The organism is Ensifer sp. 1H6, assembly GCF_001976035.1.
In the GTDB taxonomy this organism is placed as follows: domain Bacteria; phylum Pseudomonadota; class Alphaproteobacteria; order Rhizobiales; family Rhizobiaceae; genus Ensifer; species Ensifer canadensis.
Map to the genome: position 1 here is coordinate 1 of NZ_MOAI01000059.1, position 18,094 is coordinate 18,094.

Genomic DNA, 18,094 nt, shown 5'->3' on the forward strand with positions numbered 1-18,094 from the left:
CGCGGTCCGAATGTTGGTAAGCGCTGCAAGCATCTCCGACATTCTCGTCTCCTTCTGATCATGCCCGAAGAATCGCATGGTAGCCCTTGAGCATCAAGCTTCTTGCTGTCTTTGGTTGATAAAGGCCGATTACACTATGCGATCCTAAACGCACAAAGCGGGAACAAACTGCGCAATGCTCGTCCGCACGTCCGGCTAGGTGGTTACCTTGCAAGAACATCAGATCCGCCACCGGGAAATACGGTCGTCTGGCGCGGCCTCAGCCGGCTGACAGACATTCGTCTCGGAACCGAAATAGCAGCGGCGCTCAGATGTAGGTAATTGCAAGCCTCACCGGAGGCGTACGGTGATGTTGTACCGAGTGCAGGACTGTGCGGACGACATCAACTTCGTCTCTCTCTCTCTCTCTCTCTCTCTCTCTCTCTCTCTCTCTCTCTGTCGTAAGAACAATCGCTAACGGCTTGATCAACGATCAGCCCGTTGGTTTGGGCCCGTTCTGGGAGGTCCGGGGCCGCTCGATATCATGAGCCTGCCGCGGAGCATCAAGATAGGCTACGCCACGTTCTTCGATCACATTCACACACCCGAACTTCTACGATCTCGGAGCCAGCAACTCTTCGATTGGATCGAGGACGGGTCGTTGAAGGTGACGATTGGCGGCACATATTCACTTGCAGATGCGCGCCAGGCCCATGCGACATGGAAAGCAGGGCAACGGCTGGCAAGCTCTTGTTGATCCCTTAATGGACCAAGTCAGAGATGACAAAAATAAGCGGAGCAGCCTGCGTTGGGCCAGACGCCTGACGCGTTCAGGTACATCACGGACGCTTTGGCCTATTACGGTGCGCGGCAAACTAAACACGCGCATTTGCAAACGACAGCCTTCCACGCACACGAGACGATCGATGGATTGCCAATGCGACAGCCACCTTTGCAAAATCAAACCCCTGGTTGTGTACCTCAATAAGAACGCGTTTTGAGAGGTAGCCTTATATTCCGATTTTGAAATATACGTTGTGCCTATGTCCAATGGAGAGAGGACGACACCGTGCACGGACCTAGCGTCAAGGACACCCGCGAGGGCGCGGCTTCACCGATCGAATTACAGGACCTTGCAAAAAAGCTTGCGGCTCTCGCTCGACAGATTAAGACAATCGCAGCTACACCTCTCGGCGAGGCGGTCGATTTGGACGACAGCGGCCAAACCTCTGCGAATGCAGCAAAGCTGCATCAGCCGCGATTTATGTGAATGACAAGAAAGTCGCCGAAGGCAAAATCGAAAAACCGTTGCTGGCCGTTTCGGCATCAACACCTCTGACATCGACGCTGACACGGGCCCCTGAAGGAAGTCCAGATCGAACTGATCTAGTGCCGCGCTTGCCGGCAGCGCAACGTCGCCGGCAAATGCCACTTTTCGGGGCCACTCTCGCCGCCAACGCAAATGCCGCTACACTCGCGTCTTTTCCACGCGAGATGGCGCTGATATACGGTTCGCAAGGGAATCGACCGTCGTTGTTCCACTCATCTCTCCTGCCCGCCCTCACCAGCGACCGCGCGATATCGATGATGTCGTCACCGGCGGCCGTTGGATCGTCCTTGGACCAAGCCACCCCAAGCCCGATCCGGAAGTCGACACCCCCTCACCTTCCTGAGCTCGAAATTGCGGCTGGGCAGATCCAGCGTCCATTCCGGCGCAAAGCCGATGCCAAGACCGGCCGACACCAGGCCGGCTGGGCAATATGCACCCGTGCTGCCGCCCGACCGAAATGCAGCTCCTCGGCAACCGCCACGAAATAGCTCAGCTGGCGAAGATCCATGAGGCCTCGTCTTATGGAAAAAAACGCGTGCGCGAACACGCAGGTAGCGGAGCTTGCCAAGGTGACGGCAAACACCGTGAGCCGCGTCGAACAAGACGAGGCTGGCCCAAGAGGCCCACAGCCTGTCACTGTCGAGGCAATCAAACGGGTGTATGAGGCGCGAGGCATCGTCTTCTTCGAAGAGGGTCCTGCGGCCCCACGGCGGCCCCGGTGTAAGATTGACTAAGGGCTAAGTCTTCCTAGTGTCGGGAAGACAACATCGCCGCAACTGCTGCGTCCCAGTCGATACATTGGTGGACCTCTAGTTATGCCGCGTTCAGTGGCCAGGCGCCTAACCAGCGGCGACGGGTTCATGAGTATCCTGCCTCTGAATGATCGACTAGGAATCGGGCCGCAGGACCCAGGGGCGTGTCTGTTCGGTAAGATATGACATCTCCCTGAGGTGCCCATCAATGGCTCTTCGCGAGTACTCCAACACCGACCGACAGCCGCCTAGATAAGGGCTGTCCGCCTCGCCTTTATCATCCTCGTGCTCGGCGCTCTACCGAGCTCCCGACCGACTCCCGAGAACCGGACACCCTTGCAACCGTACTTTCGATCGTTAATGTGGATTGACTGTCTGTGGCGAACGCAAATGGGATAGGAATGAAGTTCCGCCTCTCCGCCGGTGCAAGTTTTTTCCTGCTTGGCGAGCGAAAGACAATATTTGACGAGGCGTCGCAGCAGATTTTTCAGCTCGATGAGCTGAGCGCTTATCTTACCTGCCTTCTCACCGACCTCACGTCGCCTCATGAATTGGAAACCGCGGTGATGGCGCGTGGCGCCAGCCGGGCCCGGGCTCATGCGTCGGTGCAAAATTACTTGGCCTATTGGTCACGACGCAATCTACTGGAGATCATTTTCGATGAGGATGAGGGCCAGCCACTAGATACCCGAAAGTTCGATTTCGCCGGTACCACTGTATCGATCGCCTTTTACGATCAAGATCTTCGCGATCTCATTCTCCCCGTTTTCGCCCACAACAGGACGAACGCCGACACGCCACACACGGCTATCTACGACGTGGCGCGGCTTGGCGATCGCGTATGCATTAGCCGAAATCGTACCTCAGGAATGATCGTCGCCGGCTCGGAAGCTGCCCCCGCGCTTAAGGCGCTGATAACAGACGACGTTCTTGCGAATCTTGGAGCGAACATCGCGCTACACGCCGCATTGCTCGTCAGGAAGGCCAGAGGCCTGTTAATCAGTGGCGCGCCGGGGGCTGGCAAGACCACGCTCGCCATGGCGCTGCTTGCAGCAGGTTTCGCCTGCGGCGGGGATGACATCGCCCTTTTGGACGAAGATGGCCTGCTTGTGGGCGTGCCCTTCTCGCCGGCACTCAAGCAGGGTTCTTGGGGTCTGCTCGACCAAATGACGGATGCCATTCTGGCGGCACCTATCCATCGGCGGCTTGACAACAAGCGCGTCCGCTATCCGAAAGGGCTTTGCTATGCCACACAGGAACGGGTTCCGCTTGAAGCCATCGTACTGCTCCGCCGTCGCCGAAAGGGACCTGTCGTGGTTACAGACGTTGAGGCCCCAAAAGTGCTTTCGGAACTGCTGGCCGGTGCTTTCACGCCTGAGCGCCGCCTCGCTTTGCCGCAGTTTCAGCGGCTCCTGCAGATGGTTTCAGGGGCGCGCGCCGTCGAACTTACGTACTCTGCCCTCGACGAGGCCGTAGAAACCTTGAGCCGCCTTCATGACAGGCAATAGCAGGCACGACCTCCTTACGCTCGCCTGCTGCCTCAATGGGCAGATACCAAAAGACGCGAACTGGGACGCGATCATAGCTCTTGCGAACAGGAGCCTGACGATCACCTCTCTCGCTGCGGCGGCAAAGAAGTCCAAAACGCAGGGCTTGCCTGAAGACGTCAGCAACTACCTGGCAATGATCTACGCGCGCAACGCTGAGCGGAATTGCAGACTGAAGGCGCAACTGATCGAGGCGAGCGCCCGTCTCAACGACATTGGCATAGAACCGGTCGTTATGAAGGGAACAGCGGTTCTCGTGAGTGCAGACCCTGAAGAGTTCGGCGCCCGCATCCTGACCGATTTGGATATTCTTGTCCGTCCGGAAAACATGGCCGCCGCAATAGAAACATTGTGCCATGTCGGATACGAGATCGAGCTTGCAGCCGGCGAAGGCTCCTGGCCAGGAAACACAAAATACCATCTCCCGGTCGTTCTGGTCCGTCCAACGTATGTCGGGAGCATTGACCTTCAGTGTCGACCGAGGGGGCCGTCCTCCTTCGGTAACGCAGAATGGCTCCACCGTGATAGCCGCGCGCTAGATATTGCCGGTAGTCGCGTGCGCGTACCAACGCCCCTTGCGCAGATCGTCCTCCTGCTTCTGCACGATCAGTTTCAGGACGGGGATTACTGGCGTGGGCTGGTGGACCTGCGCCACCTTCTGGACATCGCGAAGCTCTCCCGCACGTCACCGATCGACTGGAATGAGCTGAGAGCGCTCTTCGCGAGCGGTTATGAGAGAAACGCTGTGGATACGCAAATCGTGACGGCCGACGCGCTGCTCGGACTTGACCGGCCGGCTACTATCGGGGTGGGTTGGATGGCCAGGATCCAGTTTGCCCGGCGGCATTTTCAGCTCGGCCGCGACTATCTTGCGGGCCCGCTCACGCTCCTGACGCTTATCTCGGAACTTGCCCACTACCGTTCCTGGGATCGCTTCGGTGGCGAGCCCTATCCTTCCTTGCGCCAGGAGACTGAGCGAAAGGTTCGCGAGTTGCGACGCATTTTTCGCCCGAAGCCGCTTGGCAAACTATAGGGCTGTTTCGAATCTGTTAGAGCGCGCTTTGATTGAGGTAGGCGAAGTGACAAACCGGAGGTGCACTTTTGGATGAAAGCAAGTCACCTCCGACCACCTTAAAGGCCCAGACCTAGGCCAAAGCTTCGCTGGAATAACGCAATATACTAATGTATTATTGATCACATTAGGCGCTGGGAGAACACGTATGTCCGAAAAAGCCGACGGCTCGCAGTCTCGAAGCGACGAAGACCGGCGCGAATTCCTGAAGGACTGCGGCCGCTTTGCAGTCGTAACCCCGCCTGTCGTGACGATGCTTCTGTCCACTAGCCTGACGTCGAAGGCGATTGCGGCATCCGGCGGAGGTGGCCGTACTAAGGGCAACAATGGTTGGGGCAATGGACCGGATCCGACAAATCCAGGAAGCAGCCACGGGGGCGGTGTATCGAAAGGCGGCCCGGGGGCGGGCAAGTCGCAGAGCAGCACCAAGCAAAACGGGGTCCGGTAGTTCAGGCCTTAAGTGGTCACAGGTTCGCGTACTGGAACATTGCCGAAACCAGCCCTCAACTAAACCGGTGGTCTGTCGTGTTGAACAGTCCCTAAGATAGCCACTTACCAGTCGTATCATCGCGTTTAAATGGCTCCGCTCGCGAAGTCTAAACGCTCAAAAGGATTTTGGATGTCGTCGATTACCCATTGGCGCTGCAAGAGCGATTGTCTGATCTCGTGAACTGACCGCAAGTCGAAGTCATCGCAAGGTTGTCAACGGGGTCGGATCGCCACGCTCGCAATGTCAGACGATGGCGCTGTCTAGACCGTTCCGAGCGCTGGCGCACGTACGGGATCCCACCTGCTCATCACGCTTCCAACGCCATTGAAGTCTTCCGGAATTGGGGTACCTGCCAATATCAGATCCTCGATCGTCGCGTTCCGCTAAGAAATCGGCTCGCCAACGTTAGACCTCCATGGCGGCTGATCTCTTTTTCCATCTGCACGATCAAGGTGTCGAGTGCCGAATTTCTCGATCTGCGAGCCCGTCGGATGACATAGGCCAACGCCGGCGCAGAGGGCAGGCGACTGTTGATGACCACCATCTCACCGCGAATCGCTCAAGGGCGCCACACCCATAGCCGCGTTTGACCGCCGAGACGATCCCCGCGGCACTTGAGCATTCGAAAACGGTTTCCAAAACCACTTCGTCGTCCTGACCGATGTCGCGTGCCCACTGGCGATAGAAACAATCGATAGGTCCGCACTCTGGCACCATGGTGCGGATTGTTCCGCGGTTGTAATCGACATTACACGTAGCCAGTATCCCGAGGGCAGAACAGGACAATGGATCGCGGCAACGTCACGACGGCGCATTGCGCCCTCGACTGACAGGGTCTCAGGAAAGCCAAGCCGGCCTTCTCCTTGTCCGAAGTAGGGTACCCAAGGAGGTTATAAGGCCCTGCTCAAGATGTGGTCGACAGGCAGCGTCCCAACGTCCGAAGATCTGTGACGCTAACGCGGTGCTTTCGTAGTTCGACGCAGGTCTGACGACGGCGTGATTGATGGACTATGACCCTTGTGACAAACACACTTCACGATAGCAGGGACAATGCTGCCAGGTCAGCGCTGGAAATCTGTGGCTATTGCTGCTCGGGCCCCCGGCACTGGTAGTTGACCCGTCTGACGCATGTGCGCAATATGCGGACGCGCATCGCAAAAAACAAGGCGCGTATCTCGGCACGGCTATTTCGCGTTTCTCCGGAAGCCGGCCACCTGGAGGCATTCCAAAGCCTATGAACGCGGCCATCAACACGTTCGTCCTAGTGTTCGCGTCGATTTTTCCGATTGTCAATCCGCCGGGTTCCGCGCTTGTCTTTCTCGGCTTGACCAGCGGCGCAACTCCCGAGATCCGCGCGATCCTTGCGCGGCGCATCGCGATAAATTCGTTCACCCTGTTGGTATGCTCGTTCCTTTTGGGCGCGCTCATCCTTCAGTTCTACGGAATTTCGATACCGATCCTTCGCGTCGCCGGCGGGCTCGTTGTCGCCGTATCAGGGTGGAATCTTCTCAATGAAGGAAGTCACAAGGAACTGGAAGGAACGGTGGACGGAGCCCCTCAAACCAGTTTGCTCGATCAGGCATTCTATCCGCTGACCCTGCCACTGACTACCGGACCAGGCTCGATCGCCGTCGTCATCAGCATTGGGCTGTCCGAGGCGACGATTACCGACCCTGCGCACCGGATAATATTTGTCTTGGCTGGCCTCCTTGCCATCGCCGTAATTACCCTGGCAATCCTGCTTTGCTATTCCTATGCGGATCGCCTCCAAAGGTTTCTCAGCCAAGGGGGCACCGACATCGCCATAAGGCTGTCCGCGTTCATACTGTTTTGCCTTGGGTTGCAGATACTCTGGTCGGGCGGAAATGAACTGTTGAGATCCGTGCTAATAGCGGGTCCCGTGCCGCCGATTGGCGTGCCGTTGGTCCGACTTCACTGATCAGAATGCGGCCGTCCCGGCCGAAGGGTTCCGCGTATCCTTGGCGAGGTCGTACATGCGCCGTCGGTCACAAAGAAGGATGACGGCTCGATGGAGGTGGCGATCGCCTGGACATCTTGCCACTTGTTGACTCACCCGCGGTTGAACAATAACTTGCGAACTCGGTCGTTAGGCTTGTCCTCAAATGACGGATCAATCTCTTCAGCGTCGCCTTGCCGCCATCGTCGTTGCCGATGTGGTGGGATATTCACGCCTGATGGAGGCTGATGAAGTCGCAACGCTGGCGAACCTCAGGGAACTCCGTTCTGGCGTTATCGAGCCGGCTGTGATGCGCCACAACGGTCGCATCTTCAAGGTCATGGGCGACGGTTTCTTAATCGAATTCGGTAGCGCGGTGGACGCGGTCGCAGCAGCGTTGGAAATGCAACGGGCCACCACTGCTGTTGAGGCTTCCGGAGACCGGCGCCTGCTTTTGCGTGTAGGCGTCAATCTGGGAGATGTCATTGACGACGGTTCAGACGTCCTCGGCGACGGCGTCAATGTCGCGGCGCGCCTTGAGACGCAGGCCGCACCGGGAGGTATCTGCATTTCAGCCAAAGTTCACGGCGAGATCGTCGGCAAGATCGGCGACCGGTTCTTTGATGCAGGCGAACGCTACCTAAAGAACCTGACTCGCCCGGTCCACGTGTGGCATTGGCCGGATGCGCTGCAGAGCATATTGCCGCTGCCCGAATGTCCCTCGATCGCTGTATTGCCGTTCACGAATATGAGTGGGGATGAAGCGGACGCGCCTTTCGTCGACGGCTTGACCGAAGACCTGATCACCGACCTTTCCCGTACGGCTGGCCTGTTCGTCATCGCGCGCAATTCCGTAAACGGCTACAAGGGCAAGCCGGTCGACGTACGGCTGGTCGCCCAGGAACTCGGCGTCCGCTACGTCCTCGAGGGGAGCGCCAGACGCGCAATGGGCCGTGTCCGCATCAATGCCCAATTGATCGACGCGCTTGGCGGCCAGCACTTGTGGGGCGACCGGTTTGACAGGACCGTGGAAGATGTTTTCGAATTACAGGATGAAGTTAACGCCAAGATTGTTGAAGCCCTCGTCGGCCGGCTGACCATCCCGACGCAGCGCAATCGGCCGAAGAACTTTGAGGCGTATGATCTGTGTGTGCGCGCCCGCCTCCTGACGGAAGAGTCGCCACAAACTGAGCGTGAGGCCTATATGCTGCTCCAACGCGCGGTTAAGCTCGAGCCATCATATGCCGAGGCGGTCGGTCTGCTCGCCTATAACCGTTGGCTTGCCTGGACTCATTTCGGCGAGCCCGAAGATCCTAACCGTCGGATGGCGACGACGTTCGCGCAGAAGGCGGTCGACCTAGATCCCAACGATGCCGGCTGCCGTTACGTTCTGGGGACCATTTTGGCTTATGAGCGGCGATGGGAGGAATCGGAGGCCGCCTTCGCCAAGGCCTTGGAGCTGGACCCCAACCACGCCGACACCTGGGCCGCCATGTCGGACATGTCCGTGCTGGACGGCAGGGTTGCCGACGGACTAGCGCAGATCGAAAAAGCTCTGCGGCTCAATCCCTATCCAACCTGCTGGTATCTTTGTCATCTTGGGCAGGCGCAATACGCCGCGCGTGACTATGAGGCGGCAACCGCTACACTCCGCAGGAAAGACACGTATCGTACCAACTCACGCAAATTCCTGGCTGCTACGCTTGCGCAGTTGGGCCACCGTGAGGAGGCGCGGCGAGAGGCAGAATTGTTCCTGATCGCCCACCCTCATTTCACGATCGGCCATTGGCTCAGCTCCCAGCCGCTGCGCGATGCATCTGTACGAGACCACTTTGTCGACGGCTTCCGAAAGGCCGGCCTGCCGGAGATGTGACAGCGGGTGGGGACAATCCCGACGCGTTCGAGGACTTGATCAACGGATATGCGCTGCGCGAGAACGGCGGTCTGGATCGCAGTGCCAAGCTTCTTCAGACGCTCCACAAAACGCGTAAACCAGCCCGAGTCTCGCATGACTTCCGCTGGACCGCCTTGCATCATGGTGGCGAGAGCCCTTAGCCCAGAATGAAGACAGGATGCTTTGCGAAATATTTAAGCAGCTTCGCCGAGACATGAAGGCGACGACGCTTACTTCCGCTATCGGCGGCGCAAAGATGCCGTTACCTTGAAACTAGCCACTGTCTGCGTTCCGGCAGGTGCAAGGTCTGCTTCAACGGCCGAAATGGGGGCGCGAAGCGGCCGTTGAACGCATTGATCGCAAATGTCCGCAACGGGCCGGAAGCCGACCATCAGATCTATTCTCTTGATGGGGTACGAACCGGCGTTGGCTAGTTCGTCTTTTGTGCAGGCGCGTGATATTGCGATTAACTGCGAAGTATGACGGCCGGACATCATTTTCAGAGTTTGGAAACACTGGACCGAAACTGGAGAGCATTTATGGGTTGGAAAACGCCAAAGTTTGAATACGTGAATGGGTATAAGATCGTCGAAATCGATGGACCCGCCTTCAAAGTTTATGACGGTGACCGTCAGTTAGGGGACCATTTCCCCTACTCCGGCGAGGCTGCTGCTTACGCAAATTCTTTGCCAAAGCGAGATCATCAGCGCAACTAGGCAGGAAGCCTGCAAGAATCAAAGGCAAAATTTGTCAATGAATGCGAAGCAAAATTTGACGAACTCCTGTCCCCACTCAGCATTGGAACTGCTTGGTTGGTCTGGCTTTTTTTCGGATCAGGTGAAGTCGACCGAAGCAGACCTCGTACCCAAGCGCGTCGCGTCGGTTCACCGGGCACGCATTGAGGCAATGGGCGCTACCGGGTCGGTCAGGCTAGAGCTACCAGCCAATGCCAATACGGGTGACTTCGCAGTGGGCGATTGGGTGCTTGCCGATCCTCGGTCCGACATGTTTGTCAGACGGCTTGACCGGAAAACCGTGTTTAAGCGACGCCCGGAGGTCGGACGTGGCCAACAACTTGTTGCTGCCAACATCGACACACTGTTGATCGTGACGTCGTGCAACGCCGATTTCAATATTGACCGGCTAGAACGTTACCTAATCATGGCCAACCAGGCGGGCAGCAAACCGGTAATCGTGTTGACCAAGGCTGACACCGCGGACGACGTTGGCATATTTCAGGCCAAAGCCGAGGCTTTGCAGCGTGACCTACCTGTCGTTGCCCTGAATGGACGCTCTGCCGATGCAAGCTCCATTTTGAGTTCCTGGTGCGGCGTTGGCCAAACGATCGCCCTGGTGGGATCGTCCGGAGTAGGAAAGTCGACGTTGGTGAACACGCTGACCAGACTTGCATCTGACTCAAAGCAGAAAACCGGGACTATTCGCGAACATGACGCGCAAGGCCGTCACACCACGACCGCGCGCTCGCTGCATGCTATTCCGGGCGGCGGCTGGGTCATAGACACGCCCGGAATAAGAACACTTTACGTCAGCGATATCACCGACGGGATCGACACGCTTTTTTCCGACATAAAGGAACTGGCACCGCTTTGCCGATTTCGCGATTGTACCCATGCGCATGAACCGGGCTGCGCGGTTCAGGCAGCTGTCAAAAGCGGCACTTTGGCCGCCGACCGCATTGAACGCTGGCGAAGTCTTGTTTCTGAAAACCGTGACAGGACACCTGTCATCAGCGGACCACGCGGCAACAAGATCGTTCGCAAAAAGAAATATTGAAGGTCTCACGCCTTGAACGGAATCGACCAGCTATCTCGGTAGTAGCCAACTCGGTGACGCGCCCTGTTTGTCAATGCTTAAAATCTCTCGGCCACTCTGGCTTTGACAAAGCGGGAAAGTTCGTGCTTAGCGTCCTCAGTCCTAGGACAGAGGACAGTCGCCATGAAGAGCCAAGACATAATCGTCCTGTTGAAGCTACTGAGCCTGCAAGACCAGGAACTGACAAAGGGTACAGATCAACTGCGATCTGAATCCCTCGGGGGCGACCCTTATTCGGTGCGAAATCTTGAAGCTCTGCTCGGGATTAGCAAATCCGAAATCGCGCAGTCGATCAAAAGAAGCATCGCTTCCGGGATCGCGCGGAAAGATAGTCGCTCCAATGAACCACGGCCACATCGGCGAAACCTTTTCGAGTTCATCACCCATGGCCTTAGGTTCGTGTTTCCCGCACAGGTGGGGCCGATACAACGCGGCGTTCCCACGGCGTTTGCTGCGCCGATGCTTCAAGAGCTTCTCGTCAGCGGCGGGACCTATAACTACGTCTGGCCCTACTCCGCTGGACGAGAGATGGGTCAAGCGGTCGATCCGCTTTTCAAAAGCGTGCCGGAGGCCGCTTTGAAAGACGAGCGACTTTATGAATACCTGGCACTGGTAGATGCGATTAGGCTCGGGAACCAGCGGGAAGTCGGTCTCGCCACCGATCACCTCAAGTCGAAGATTATGAGTAAATGACTTCTGTGCGCGCTTTTCATCACATTTTCTTCGGCTTCTTTCTTCATCGTTAGTATGGGAATCGTACCCGCGTGGGTAGCTTTCCACGTTGGCGGCTCCCGCTTGGTTGGGGGTGGTGTGATGCTTCATTCAGCGTGGCGAGCTTGTTGCTTACGCCGCACGCGGCCATCTCGATCATCACAAACGTTGCACCATGACGGTGGTCGGACAAGCAAAGCGGGCCCTGTGCCTGACCGATCTCGCCCCTGCGAGCCTTCGGCTTGATGGCCGAAATGCCAATGATCGCCTTGACGAGAATTGAACCAGTGACGCCGATGTTTCCGGCAGTAAAATGCTGCCTCTTAAATTTCAACGAGGTTAGCCGGTGACGCGTATCCACGCATTGCAATCGTTTCGGCAAATACCTTGTCTGCGCGCAGAGATGTGGCACATCCAGCCTCACCAGCCCGCCCTGACCAGCGATCGATGATGTCGTCGAACGCCCAGTCGCACGGGTTTCGGTGAAGGTTTCGAATGCAACAACTGACTATTGCCGAAACACAATGCATACCTTTCCTTCGGCAACTAAGAACTCGTCGAATAGGAGGACTGATTTCTGACCTCCCCTACCTGCCGGCCAAGGGTCCTGGACCCAAAGCCTCCTGCCCTTGCCATCATCGGAATACCCGGACACGACGTAGTAGTGGATCGTGCTTCCCACGACGAATACGCGGTCGTTATCGATTTCTGCGCGGACATCTTCCCAGGTCGGCTTGGCGATGAATTGCCCGCCAGTGGCGTCATGGTTGAAGGCATTCCATTGACCGCGCACCAGCTCGACAATTTTGCTCTTGTGGTTTTCGCCAACATCCTCGGTGACGTCAGCTGAGCTGTCGAGCACCTGAGCCAGGTCCCACTTTTCACCGAGGCTCAAGTCGGCCTCCGCAAGCGCTGCGGTGCTAGCCCGTGCTATTTCGTATTGTGACATCTGCGGCAAACCGTAATATTGCCGCACCATCACTTCGGCTGCAGCGAAGCACCAACTTGGCGTTTCCTGAGCAATCAAAGTCGGGGAATTGCTGACTGACGGCATCTCAGATTTCCTCCAGAAACAAACTGAATCAAGACGGCTAATTGTGTTTTGGAAACAAAGGAGATCGAGGGGCGGATCCCGCCCCCCCAACTCGCGCTCTAGAAAAGTGCGTCGATGGGCTCGCTGCCGAGCAAGGCATCAAACTTGTAGAGAGCAGCCTTGAGCGAAATTAGCTCCGAACCGGACGCATCAATGTCAACGATCCGGGGTTGAGCGTCGTTCAACTCTTGGACGACGTCAGCGACGGAAGCGATGTTGGTCTCGATTCCCTCGCACATGGCCTGCAATTTCCCGTAGAATAGAGAGATGTCCGTAAAGTACGCCAGCTTACGCCGGGCCGTTTTTTCATTTTGGTGAAGAGTGTCTTCCGCCACCTCCAATTGCTTGATGGTGCGGGTGTACTCATCCCGCTGGCTTTGCAAGCTCGACAACAGGTCACGGGTTGCATTGAGCCGCCCTTCGTCATTTTCACGCTCTTGCCGATATCTTTGCCTCTCGTCGTTCAGCGAGCGGATCCGGGCCTCGTCCTGATCGACCAGGGTGATGATCCCCATGATTGCACGGTCGAGCCCGAGACAAAAAATTGACCTGACGATACTCGCCGCCGACTTGTCGTTTAGCTCGTCCAGCTTTCGGCGATGATGGGCGAGTTCGATCTCGGCGGCTCTCATCTGATCGACCAACTGGCCGATCCGCTGATTGAGAAGTTCAGCGTCTTGCTCATCCTTGTGGATCTCGATGCTGACCTTGGCAATCTCCTGTTGGATCCCGGTGATCTTTTGGTTCAACAGACCCAGGTCGGAAATGATTGATTTCACGAGCTCGGACGTAACCTGTTGCTCCTTGGCATACATGCGCTCACCAAGCTTGGCTTGGGAGTGCAGATAGTCCACGGTATCCGACATCGCCAAAATCGATGCCGTGGCTTCCTCCGTCTTTTGCTCCTTCAAAAGCTCCGAGGCTTGCGTCAGTTGCTGGAGAATTGTCTTGAATTCGACAACCTGCTGGCTGCCGGTCTGTTCATTCCCTGCGATTGCAACGTTGTTCATGATCATGTCTCCTGCAAGCATTGAGGATCAGGCCGCGCGAGCCTGTTCGATCAAAGCACGCTGCTGTTCGAGTTCGATGGTGGCACGGCGGGATTCAGACAGGTCCTGCTCGACGATGATGCTGAGATTTTTAGCTAGCTCCGGCGCCCGGCGAATGGCCTCTTCGATGGTCGGTGAATCCTGCAGGTACTTCACCGCCTTCGCCTGCGCTGCGCCGGCGGATTTCAGATAGTCACCGGACAGACCGTTCAACGCGACCCACTGGCACATGTAGATCAGGAAGGTCTTCATGAACTCGGGAGCCTGGTACTCGGCGAGCCGGTCCTTGGCGTCGAGTTCCTTCAAGTCCTCAATATCTCTCTGAAAGCCCTCGTTGGTCATGCGACCGCAATAGTTGGACATCTGATCCCAGAAGAGCGATGCGTTCGTCAACGTGCCGATGATCTTGCCAAGTGCATCGATCGCGCTGTGCAGGGAATCGACCGACAAGGTCGCGTTACCCTCCTCAATCTTAAGATTCTTCAGGGATTCCGCGTAGCCAGCCATGGCGACCAGCGACGCCCGCTTCTGGTTCTCAAGTTCAATCTTCTGATTGAGGAATTTCATTTTTTCCTCGTGGATCGAGTCCTCCGCATTTGCAGCTTTGCTGGCCATCTGATTGGTGGCGGCTGCCAGATCCTTGAGCGCCGCCCCAGCTGCTGCATATGCCTTGGTCGCGGCGTTCGCATCCTTCTCAAGTGCGTCGACCTTCGCCGCCATCTTGTCGAGCTCCGCGGCTGCCTTCGCCAGATCCTCCTTTTTGGTATCGCGCTTTTTCTTCAATGCGGCTATGTCGTCATCCTTGGCTTTGCCGTCCTGTTCCATTTTGACCAGAGCTTCGTTCAACGCATCGAGCTCGGACTTGATCTTGTCGTTGGTGAGTTTCTTGCCCGACTGCTGGTCCTGAGCTTCGATAAACTTCCTCTGCGCGTCGTCGGACTGCTTCTTGGCTTCGTCGGTCCCGGCTTTGGCGGAGGTGATCCGATCGTTCTTCTCGATGGCATTGCCGGCCTTGTTTAAGACCGTCCCGACCGGATTTTGGGATGCCGTGAACGCTCCAAGGCCGGCGCCGATCGCGCCGGTGATCGCGCCAACGACACCCATCACCAGCGCTTTCGTTGCCTCCTTTTCTTCACGAGTTTTGGCTTCCTCGTAGAGCGTCTGTGCATTGGAAATCTGGCTGACGAGTTCCTGCTGATTGACCTGCTCAGCGTTCTGCTTCGCGATCACCTCTCGTTCCGCCTTCTCAGCGGCCAGCAATCGGTCTCGTTCGCTGGCCTCCTCTAGAATGGTGTTGGACTTCGCTCTGCTGGATTCCACTTGCAGGCCCTTGAACTTGTCGGCAAGCACGCCGGCCTTTTCCGACATGTTGCTCGAGCACGTTTTGCAATGCGCCAGCTTCTTGATCGCGAGCGGCTCCTGCCCCTTTGTCAACCAACGGTAGGACTGCTGCAAAAGGTCGATGATGTTGCGGGTCTCGGCTTCGAACGAGGTCATCGTGATAACGCAGTCGTTGCACAGCATCGCCAGGCGGCTCTGCAAACCGGCGATATCGGCTTGCAATGCCCCGCCCTTGGCGCCAGCAACGCCGTTATAAGCCACATGGAACAACTCCACGGACAGATCCAGGTTCTGGGTCACATCCTTAAGGCTCAGTTGGCCCATGACCGCCTTTGCCTCTCGCTGCACCAGCGGATCATCGAAGGCTGGCACGGTCCTGAGGCTATATTCGCGATGATCGACAGTGACGATGGCATTGGAATCCTCGGCTGAAATTCCAGGCATGGACGTTCTCCTTTTTCGGATCAGATGAGAGCAAGAGTGTTGGGCCGAGCGAGTGAGCGTCCGCCCGGCAAGCCCGCGAGTAAGAAGATGTTCGGAGAGATGGTTGCGTTCCGACTAGGCCGTGAGGTCGCGCGAAGGACTGGTGGATCAGCCTTTCAGTTCCGTCAGTTTTCCCTGCAGTTGCTGTAGAGCGCCCAGCTGGTCGGAGATTGCCGTCAGGATCTCGTTGAACGCCTCGATATCCCCAGCGCTTTCAGGCATCGGCGCATCTTCGGAAAGATCAGCGTCGACGGTCCACGGCCGCAGTGCGCGGGACAAAAGGTTGTCGGCTATATTCTGCGCGAAGTCGAAGGTTTCCAGGAACACAGATTCCATTGCGCGCGCCATCGGCGTGGGAAGCTCCAGCGCAAGAACGCCAAATCCACCTGTCGTTGTCGCACCGTCGGGCAATCCGGAGTAAAGCTCGCCGATCTTTCCAAACCGGACATGCTCGCCCAATCTCGTTTGTATCGGCCGCGAGGTAAATCCGACATAGGTCGGAACGTATTTGTTTTCGTGGAATGAAGACTTCAACCAAAGGGAGTATATCCCGGGCCCGTCCAATCGCAGGCGGGAGATATTCTGCGCCACTGTCTGCAGATCGCCCTGAAGCAAATAGGATCTTGCACCGACGTAACCCCATACATATTGGATGACTTGCGCATAGTGCTCGGCATTCATCTGGAACGCTCCATCATCTAAATAAATTCAATTATTGCAAAAGGTTAGATGAAGTGATGCCAGTGCATTGCCGAATGGCTTTGCGTACATCGATGGCACCGCAACAGGTCCGTGTATTAGTTCGAAGACCACCTGACGACGATGACTCTCATAAATTGATTTAGCAATGCAATTTACAAGTTATAGTTGTTTTTGAGTGTGCGACGCGTCAAAACAGAACGTTACGAACTGAACCACTTTGACGGGCTCGCAATGCCGCCAAGAAGAGTTGATCGCGTTGGTGTGCTGGTCTCGCCAACACACTCGAACTTTCCCGATCGATATGCTCGTAAACGGGGCAGCAGGCTTGGACAAAAGCCCTGTTTCGTCCGTCACACCGCAACCGTTCGTGAGCGGCTCATCGGCAGAGCTCGGCGCGGAAGGGTGGTGTCTATCCCAACCAACCGGTTTGTCGTCTGCGGCTCTTGGGGACTGTCAAACTCAGGAGCACAGCACTCTTAACGAGCGTACCAGGCGCCAGCTACAGCGCTGCCACAGCCCGTTCGCACACGGTTTGACCGGTTAAGAGCCTCGTCTCGGAGGATCAGCATCGCGACGGCCAACGGCCGGGATCCGGGAAGCCTAGGCCCGGCAAGCCGCTCCGCTCGATCGCGGCGTCGCATTAGACGCAACCGTCGGCACTCGTCCCCTCACCTTCCCACCCTGACCAGCGACCGGGCGATATCGATGATGTCGCCACTCGCGGCCGTTGGATCTTCCTTCGACCAGGCGACCCCAAGACCGATGCGGAAGTCGACACCCCTTGCATGATTGTTCTGACGTTCGAGCCACAGCCGTGTCACGCCGTCGAACGGCGTGAGGAGGCCATCAGACGAATACTGGTTCGAAAACATGGCTCACTTGCGGAGTATTATTATCGAGACAGGCTGCCTCCGAGGAAGCCGCCCATCTGGATTTCACTCGGGAGCATCAGTAGCAATTCTCGCAGGCTCGGATGAAAGATTTCCTGCACAGCAACTTCAAACGGGGCCCACTGCAGCTTGCGGCTTTGTCTCTCGGGGAAATCCAGCAATGTCTCTCGGACTTCGAGCAAGTGCACGTCAAGGTGATAGGTCAAGCGGCTGGTATCCTTGGTATAAATGAATGAGCCAATTGCCGCCTGTGATATGCGTCCCCTGACGCCGGCCTCCTCCATCGCTTCCCGCGCAGCCGCCGCGCCTGAGGTTTCTCCTGTCTCAATACGGCCTTTCGGTATTCCCCAGCGGCCGTTCCGGCGGCTGGCGACAAGGAGCACTTCGGTCGATCTTTCTGCAGAGGTTCGATAGCAGATCGCTCCCGCCTGAGCGACGCGCGTTCGTGGACCGCCGGACTGATCTTTCAATGGCGCGCCGCCGGCCGTCCGGAACTGCTCTGTCATCGCGGTGCCTTTGAATTTTGCGAGAAGCGTCGGAGCGTTTATGACAGTTCTGTGACGGATCGTCATGCAATGACCGATTGAAAACTTATTCGCGAGGCGAAAAACCAGGACAACTTGGACCGCCCCCTGAGCATACCAATCCGACAAAGCGAACTCGCGGCTGGCCATCCGCCTCGAGCATGACGGGTGATCTGACGGCACCACGTCCTGCTCACCAACCCGAGGGAGCGGATCCATTCGCTCGAATTCTCGATCTTTCCCCATTGTTCAGCAAATGCCCGGCAAGGGACGTCTTGTCTCGCATGCCCCGGTTGTTCGGGCAGTCCCACTCGATACATGGCCCTTATCAACCAAAGACAGCAACTGCTGATTTGACGATGATCCCACCATCCGGACTTCTGCGCAGTTGACGGCCGGTCGCGGCGCGAAAGATTTGCAGCAATTGCAGCGCCGGCGGCACTCGCG

At 57.0% G+C, this 18,094-nt stretch carries 13 protein-coding genes and 5 pseudogenes; 8 read left to right on the forward strand and 10 right to left on the reverse strand.

The window, feature by feature from the left end; genetic code table 11:
* Positions 1 to 481: 481 nt before the first annotated feature.
* A pseudogene (locus BKP54_RS34045) lies at positions 482 to 744 on the forward strand (zinc-binding dehydrogenase); the annotation flags it as partial.
* Between the two features lie 785 nt (positions 745 to 1,529).
* Here the strand turns inward: BKP54_RS34045 and BKP54_RS36240 are convergent.
* Together BKP54_RS36240 and BKP54_RS37420 are read right to left on the reverse strand one after the other, a co-directional pair.
* A pseudogene (locus BKP54_RS36240) lies at positions 1,530 to 1,725 on the reverse strand (hypothetical protein); the annotation flags it as partial.
* Positions 1,641 to 1,985 carry a LysR family transcriptional regulator gene (locus BKP54_RS37420; protein WP_348626788.1) on the reverse strand — a complete coding sequence of 115 codons (345 nt, stop codon included), beginning with the start codon at positions 1,983 to 1,985 and terminating at the stop codon, positions 1,641 to 1,643. The pseudogene BKP54_RS36240 and the gene BKP54_RS37420, both read right to left, overlap by 85 nt.
* A gap of 477 nt (positions 1,986 to 2,462) precedes the next feature.
* On the opposite strand from BKP54_RS37420, the gene BKP54_RS34070 reads away from it, so the two are divergent.
* From BKP54_RS34070 to BKP54_RS36975, 3 genes are all read left to right on the forward strand, one after another.
* Complete coding sequence (locus tag BKP54_RS34070; RefSeq protein WP_084815654.1) at positions 2,463 to 3,569, forward strand: serine kinase; 1,107 nt, start codon at positions 2,463 to 2,465, stop codon at positions 3,567 to 3,569.
* Complete coding sequence (locus BKP54_RS34075) at positions 3,556 to 4,641, forward strand: nucleotidyltransferase family protein (protein WP_025430917.1); 1,086 nt, start codon at positions 3,556 to 3,558, stop codon at positions 4,639 to 4,641. Before BKP54_RS34070 ends, BKP54_RS34075 begins: the two co-directional genes overlap by 14 nt.
* 187 nt (positions 4,642 to 4,828) lie before the next feature.
* Positions 4,829 to 5,128 carry a hypothetical protein gene (locus BKP54_RS36975; protein WP_025430918.1) on the forward strand — a complete coding sequence of 100 codons (300 nt, stop codon included), beginning with the start codon at positions 4,829 to 4,831 and terminating at the stop codon, positions 5,126 to 5,128.
* A 400-nt stretch (positions 5,129 to 5,528) separates the two neighbouring features.
* Here the strand turns inward: BKP54_RS36975 and BKP54_RS36980 are convergent.
* Positions 5,529 to 5,863, reverse strand: a pseudogene (locus tag BKP54_RS36980) (LysR family transcriptional regulator); the annotation flags it as partial.
* Positions 5,864 to 6,254: 391 nt separating this feature from the next.
* On the opposite strand from BKP54_RS36980, the gene BKP54_RS34090 reads away from it, so the two are divergent.
* The 4 genes from BKP54_RS34090 to BKP54_RS34110 all read left to right on the forward strand — a co-directional run bounded on the left by BKP54_RS34090 (position 6,255) and on the right by BKP54_RS34110 (position 11,547).
* Entirely contained in the window at positions 6,255 to 7,109 is an 855-nt protein-coding gene (locus BKP54_RS34090) for an NAAT family transporter (protein WP_198956912.1), read from the forward strand.
* 184 nt (positions 7,110 to 7,293) lie between these two features.
* Positions 7,294 to 9,000, forward strand: coding sequence for an adenylate/guanylate cyclase domain-containing protein (locus BKP54_RS34095; protein ID WP_025430920.1), 1,707 nt, complete (start codon positions 7,294 to 7,296; stop codon positions 8,998 to 9,000).
* 774 nt (positions 9,001 to 9,774) lie between these two features.
* A complete protein-coding gene (rsgA, locus tag BKP54_RS34105) occupies positions 9,775 to 10,815 on the forward strand; it encodes a ribosome small subunit-dependent GTPase A (RefSeq protein WP_041692954.1) in 1,041 nt (346 codons plus the stop codon).
* Positions 10,816 to 10,977: 162 nt separating this feature from the next.
* Entirely contained in the window at positions 10,978 to 11,547 is a 570-nt protein-coding gene (locus BKP54_RS34110; protein ID WP_084815655.1) for a hypothetical protein, read from the forward strand.
* Positions 11,548 to 12,073: 526 nt separating this feature from the next.
* On the opposite strand, the gene BKP54_RS34120 is transcribed toward BKP54_RS34110, so the two are convergent.
* The 7 genes and pseudogenes from BKP54_RS34120 to BKP54_RS35620 form a co-directional block, all read right to left on the reverse strand.
* Positions 12,074 to 12,619, reverse strand: a complete 546-nt coding sequence (locus tag BKP54_RS34120) for a papain-like cysteine protease family protein (RefSeq protein WP_084815657.1) — start codon at positions 12,617 to 12,619, stop codon at positions 12,074 to 12,076.
* Positions 12,620 to 12,717: 98 nt separating this feature from the next.
* Positions 12,718 to 13,668, reverse strand: a complete 951-nt coding sequence (locus BKP54_RS34125) for a hypothetical protein (protein ID WP_128090570.1) — start codon at positions 13,666 to 13,668, stop codon at positions 12,718 to 12,720.
* 27 nt (positions 13,669 to 13,695) lie between these two features.
* On the reverse strand, positions 13,696 to 15,492 hold the full coding sequence (locus BKP54_RS34130) for a hypothetical protein (protein ID WP_084815658.1): 1,797 nt from the start codon (positions 15,490 to 15,492) through the stop codon (positions 13,696 to 13,698).
* Between the two features lie 147 nt (positions 15,493 to 15,639).
* Positions 15,640 to 16,065 (reverse strand): hypothetical protein, encoded by a 426-nt coding sequence (locus BKP54_RS34135; protein ID WP_210190581.1) that lies wholly within the window; start codon positions 16,063 to 16,065, stop codon positions 15,640 to 15,642.
* A gap of 836 nt (positions 16,066 to 16,901) precedes the next feature.
* Positions 16,902 to 17,015 (reverse strand): annotated as a pseudogene (locus BKP54_RS34140) (LysR family transcriptional regulator); the annotation flags it as partial.
* A gap of 110 nt (positions 17,016 to 17,125) precedes the next feature.
* Positions 17,126 to 17,797: an NUDIX hydrolase gene (locus tag BKP54_RS34145; protein ID WP_348626789.1), complete on the reverse strand. Its 672-nt coding sequence runs from the start codon at positions 17,795 to 17,797 to the stop codon at positions 17,126 to 17,128.
* 178 nt (positions 17,798 to 17,975) lie between these two features.
* Positions 17,976 to 18,094, reverse strand: a pseudogene (locus tag BKP54_RS35620) (IS1595 family transposase); the annotation flags it as partial.

Excerpts from the sequence above, each read along its gene's own strand:
- BKP54_RS37420 (WP_348626788.1), bottom strand. The coding sequence starts at position 1,985 with ATGCCTCGCGCCTCATACACCCGTTTGATTGCCTCGACAGTGACAGGC.
- BKP54_RS34070 (WP_084815654.1), top strand. The coding sequence starts at position 2,463 with ATGAAGTTCCGCCTCTCCGCCGGTGCAAGTTTTTTCCTGCTTGGCGAG.
- BKP54_RS34075 (WP_025430917.1), top strand. The coding sequence starts at position 3,556 with ATGACAGGCAATAGCAGGCACGACCTCCTTACGCTCGCCTGCTGCCTC.
- BKP54_RS36975 (WP_025430918.1), top strand. The coding sequence starts at position 4,829 with ATGTCCGAAAAAGCCGACGGCTCGCAGTCTCGAAGCGACGAAGACCGG.
- BKP54_RS34095 (WP_025430920.1), top strand. The coding sequence starts at position 7,294 with ATGACGGATCAATCTCTTCAGCGTCGCCTTGCCGCCATCGTCGTTGCC.
- rsgA (WP_041692954.1), top strand. The coding sequence starts at position 9,775 with ATGAATGCGAAGCAAAATTTGACGAACTCCTGTCCCCACTCAGCATTG.
- BKP54_RS34110 (WP_084815655.1), top strand. The coding sequence starts at position 10,978 with ATGAAGAGCCAAGACATAATCGTCCTGTTGAAGCTACTGAGCCTGCAA.
- BKP54_RS34120 (WP_084815657.1), bottom strand. The coding sequence starts at position 12,619 with ATGCCGTCAGTCAGCAATTCCCCGACTTTGATTGCTCAGGAAACGCCA.
- BKP54_RS34125 (WP_128090570.1), bottom strand. The coding sequence starts at position 13,668 with ATGAACAACGTTGCAATCGCAGGGAATGAACAGACCGGCAGCCAGCAG.
- BKP54_RS34130 (WP_084815658.1), bottom strand. The coding sequence starts at position 15,492 with ATGCCTGGAATTTCAGCCGAGGATTCCAATGCCATCGTCACTGTCGAT.
- BKP54_RS34145 (WP_348626789.1), bottom strand. The coding sequence starts at position 17,797 with ATGGCCAGCCGCGAGTTCGCTTTGTCGGATTGGTATGCTCAGGGGGCG.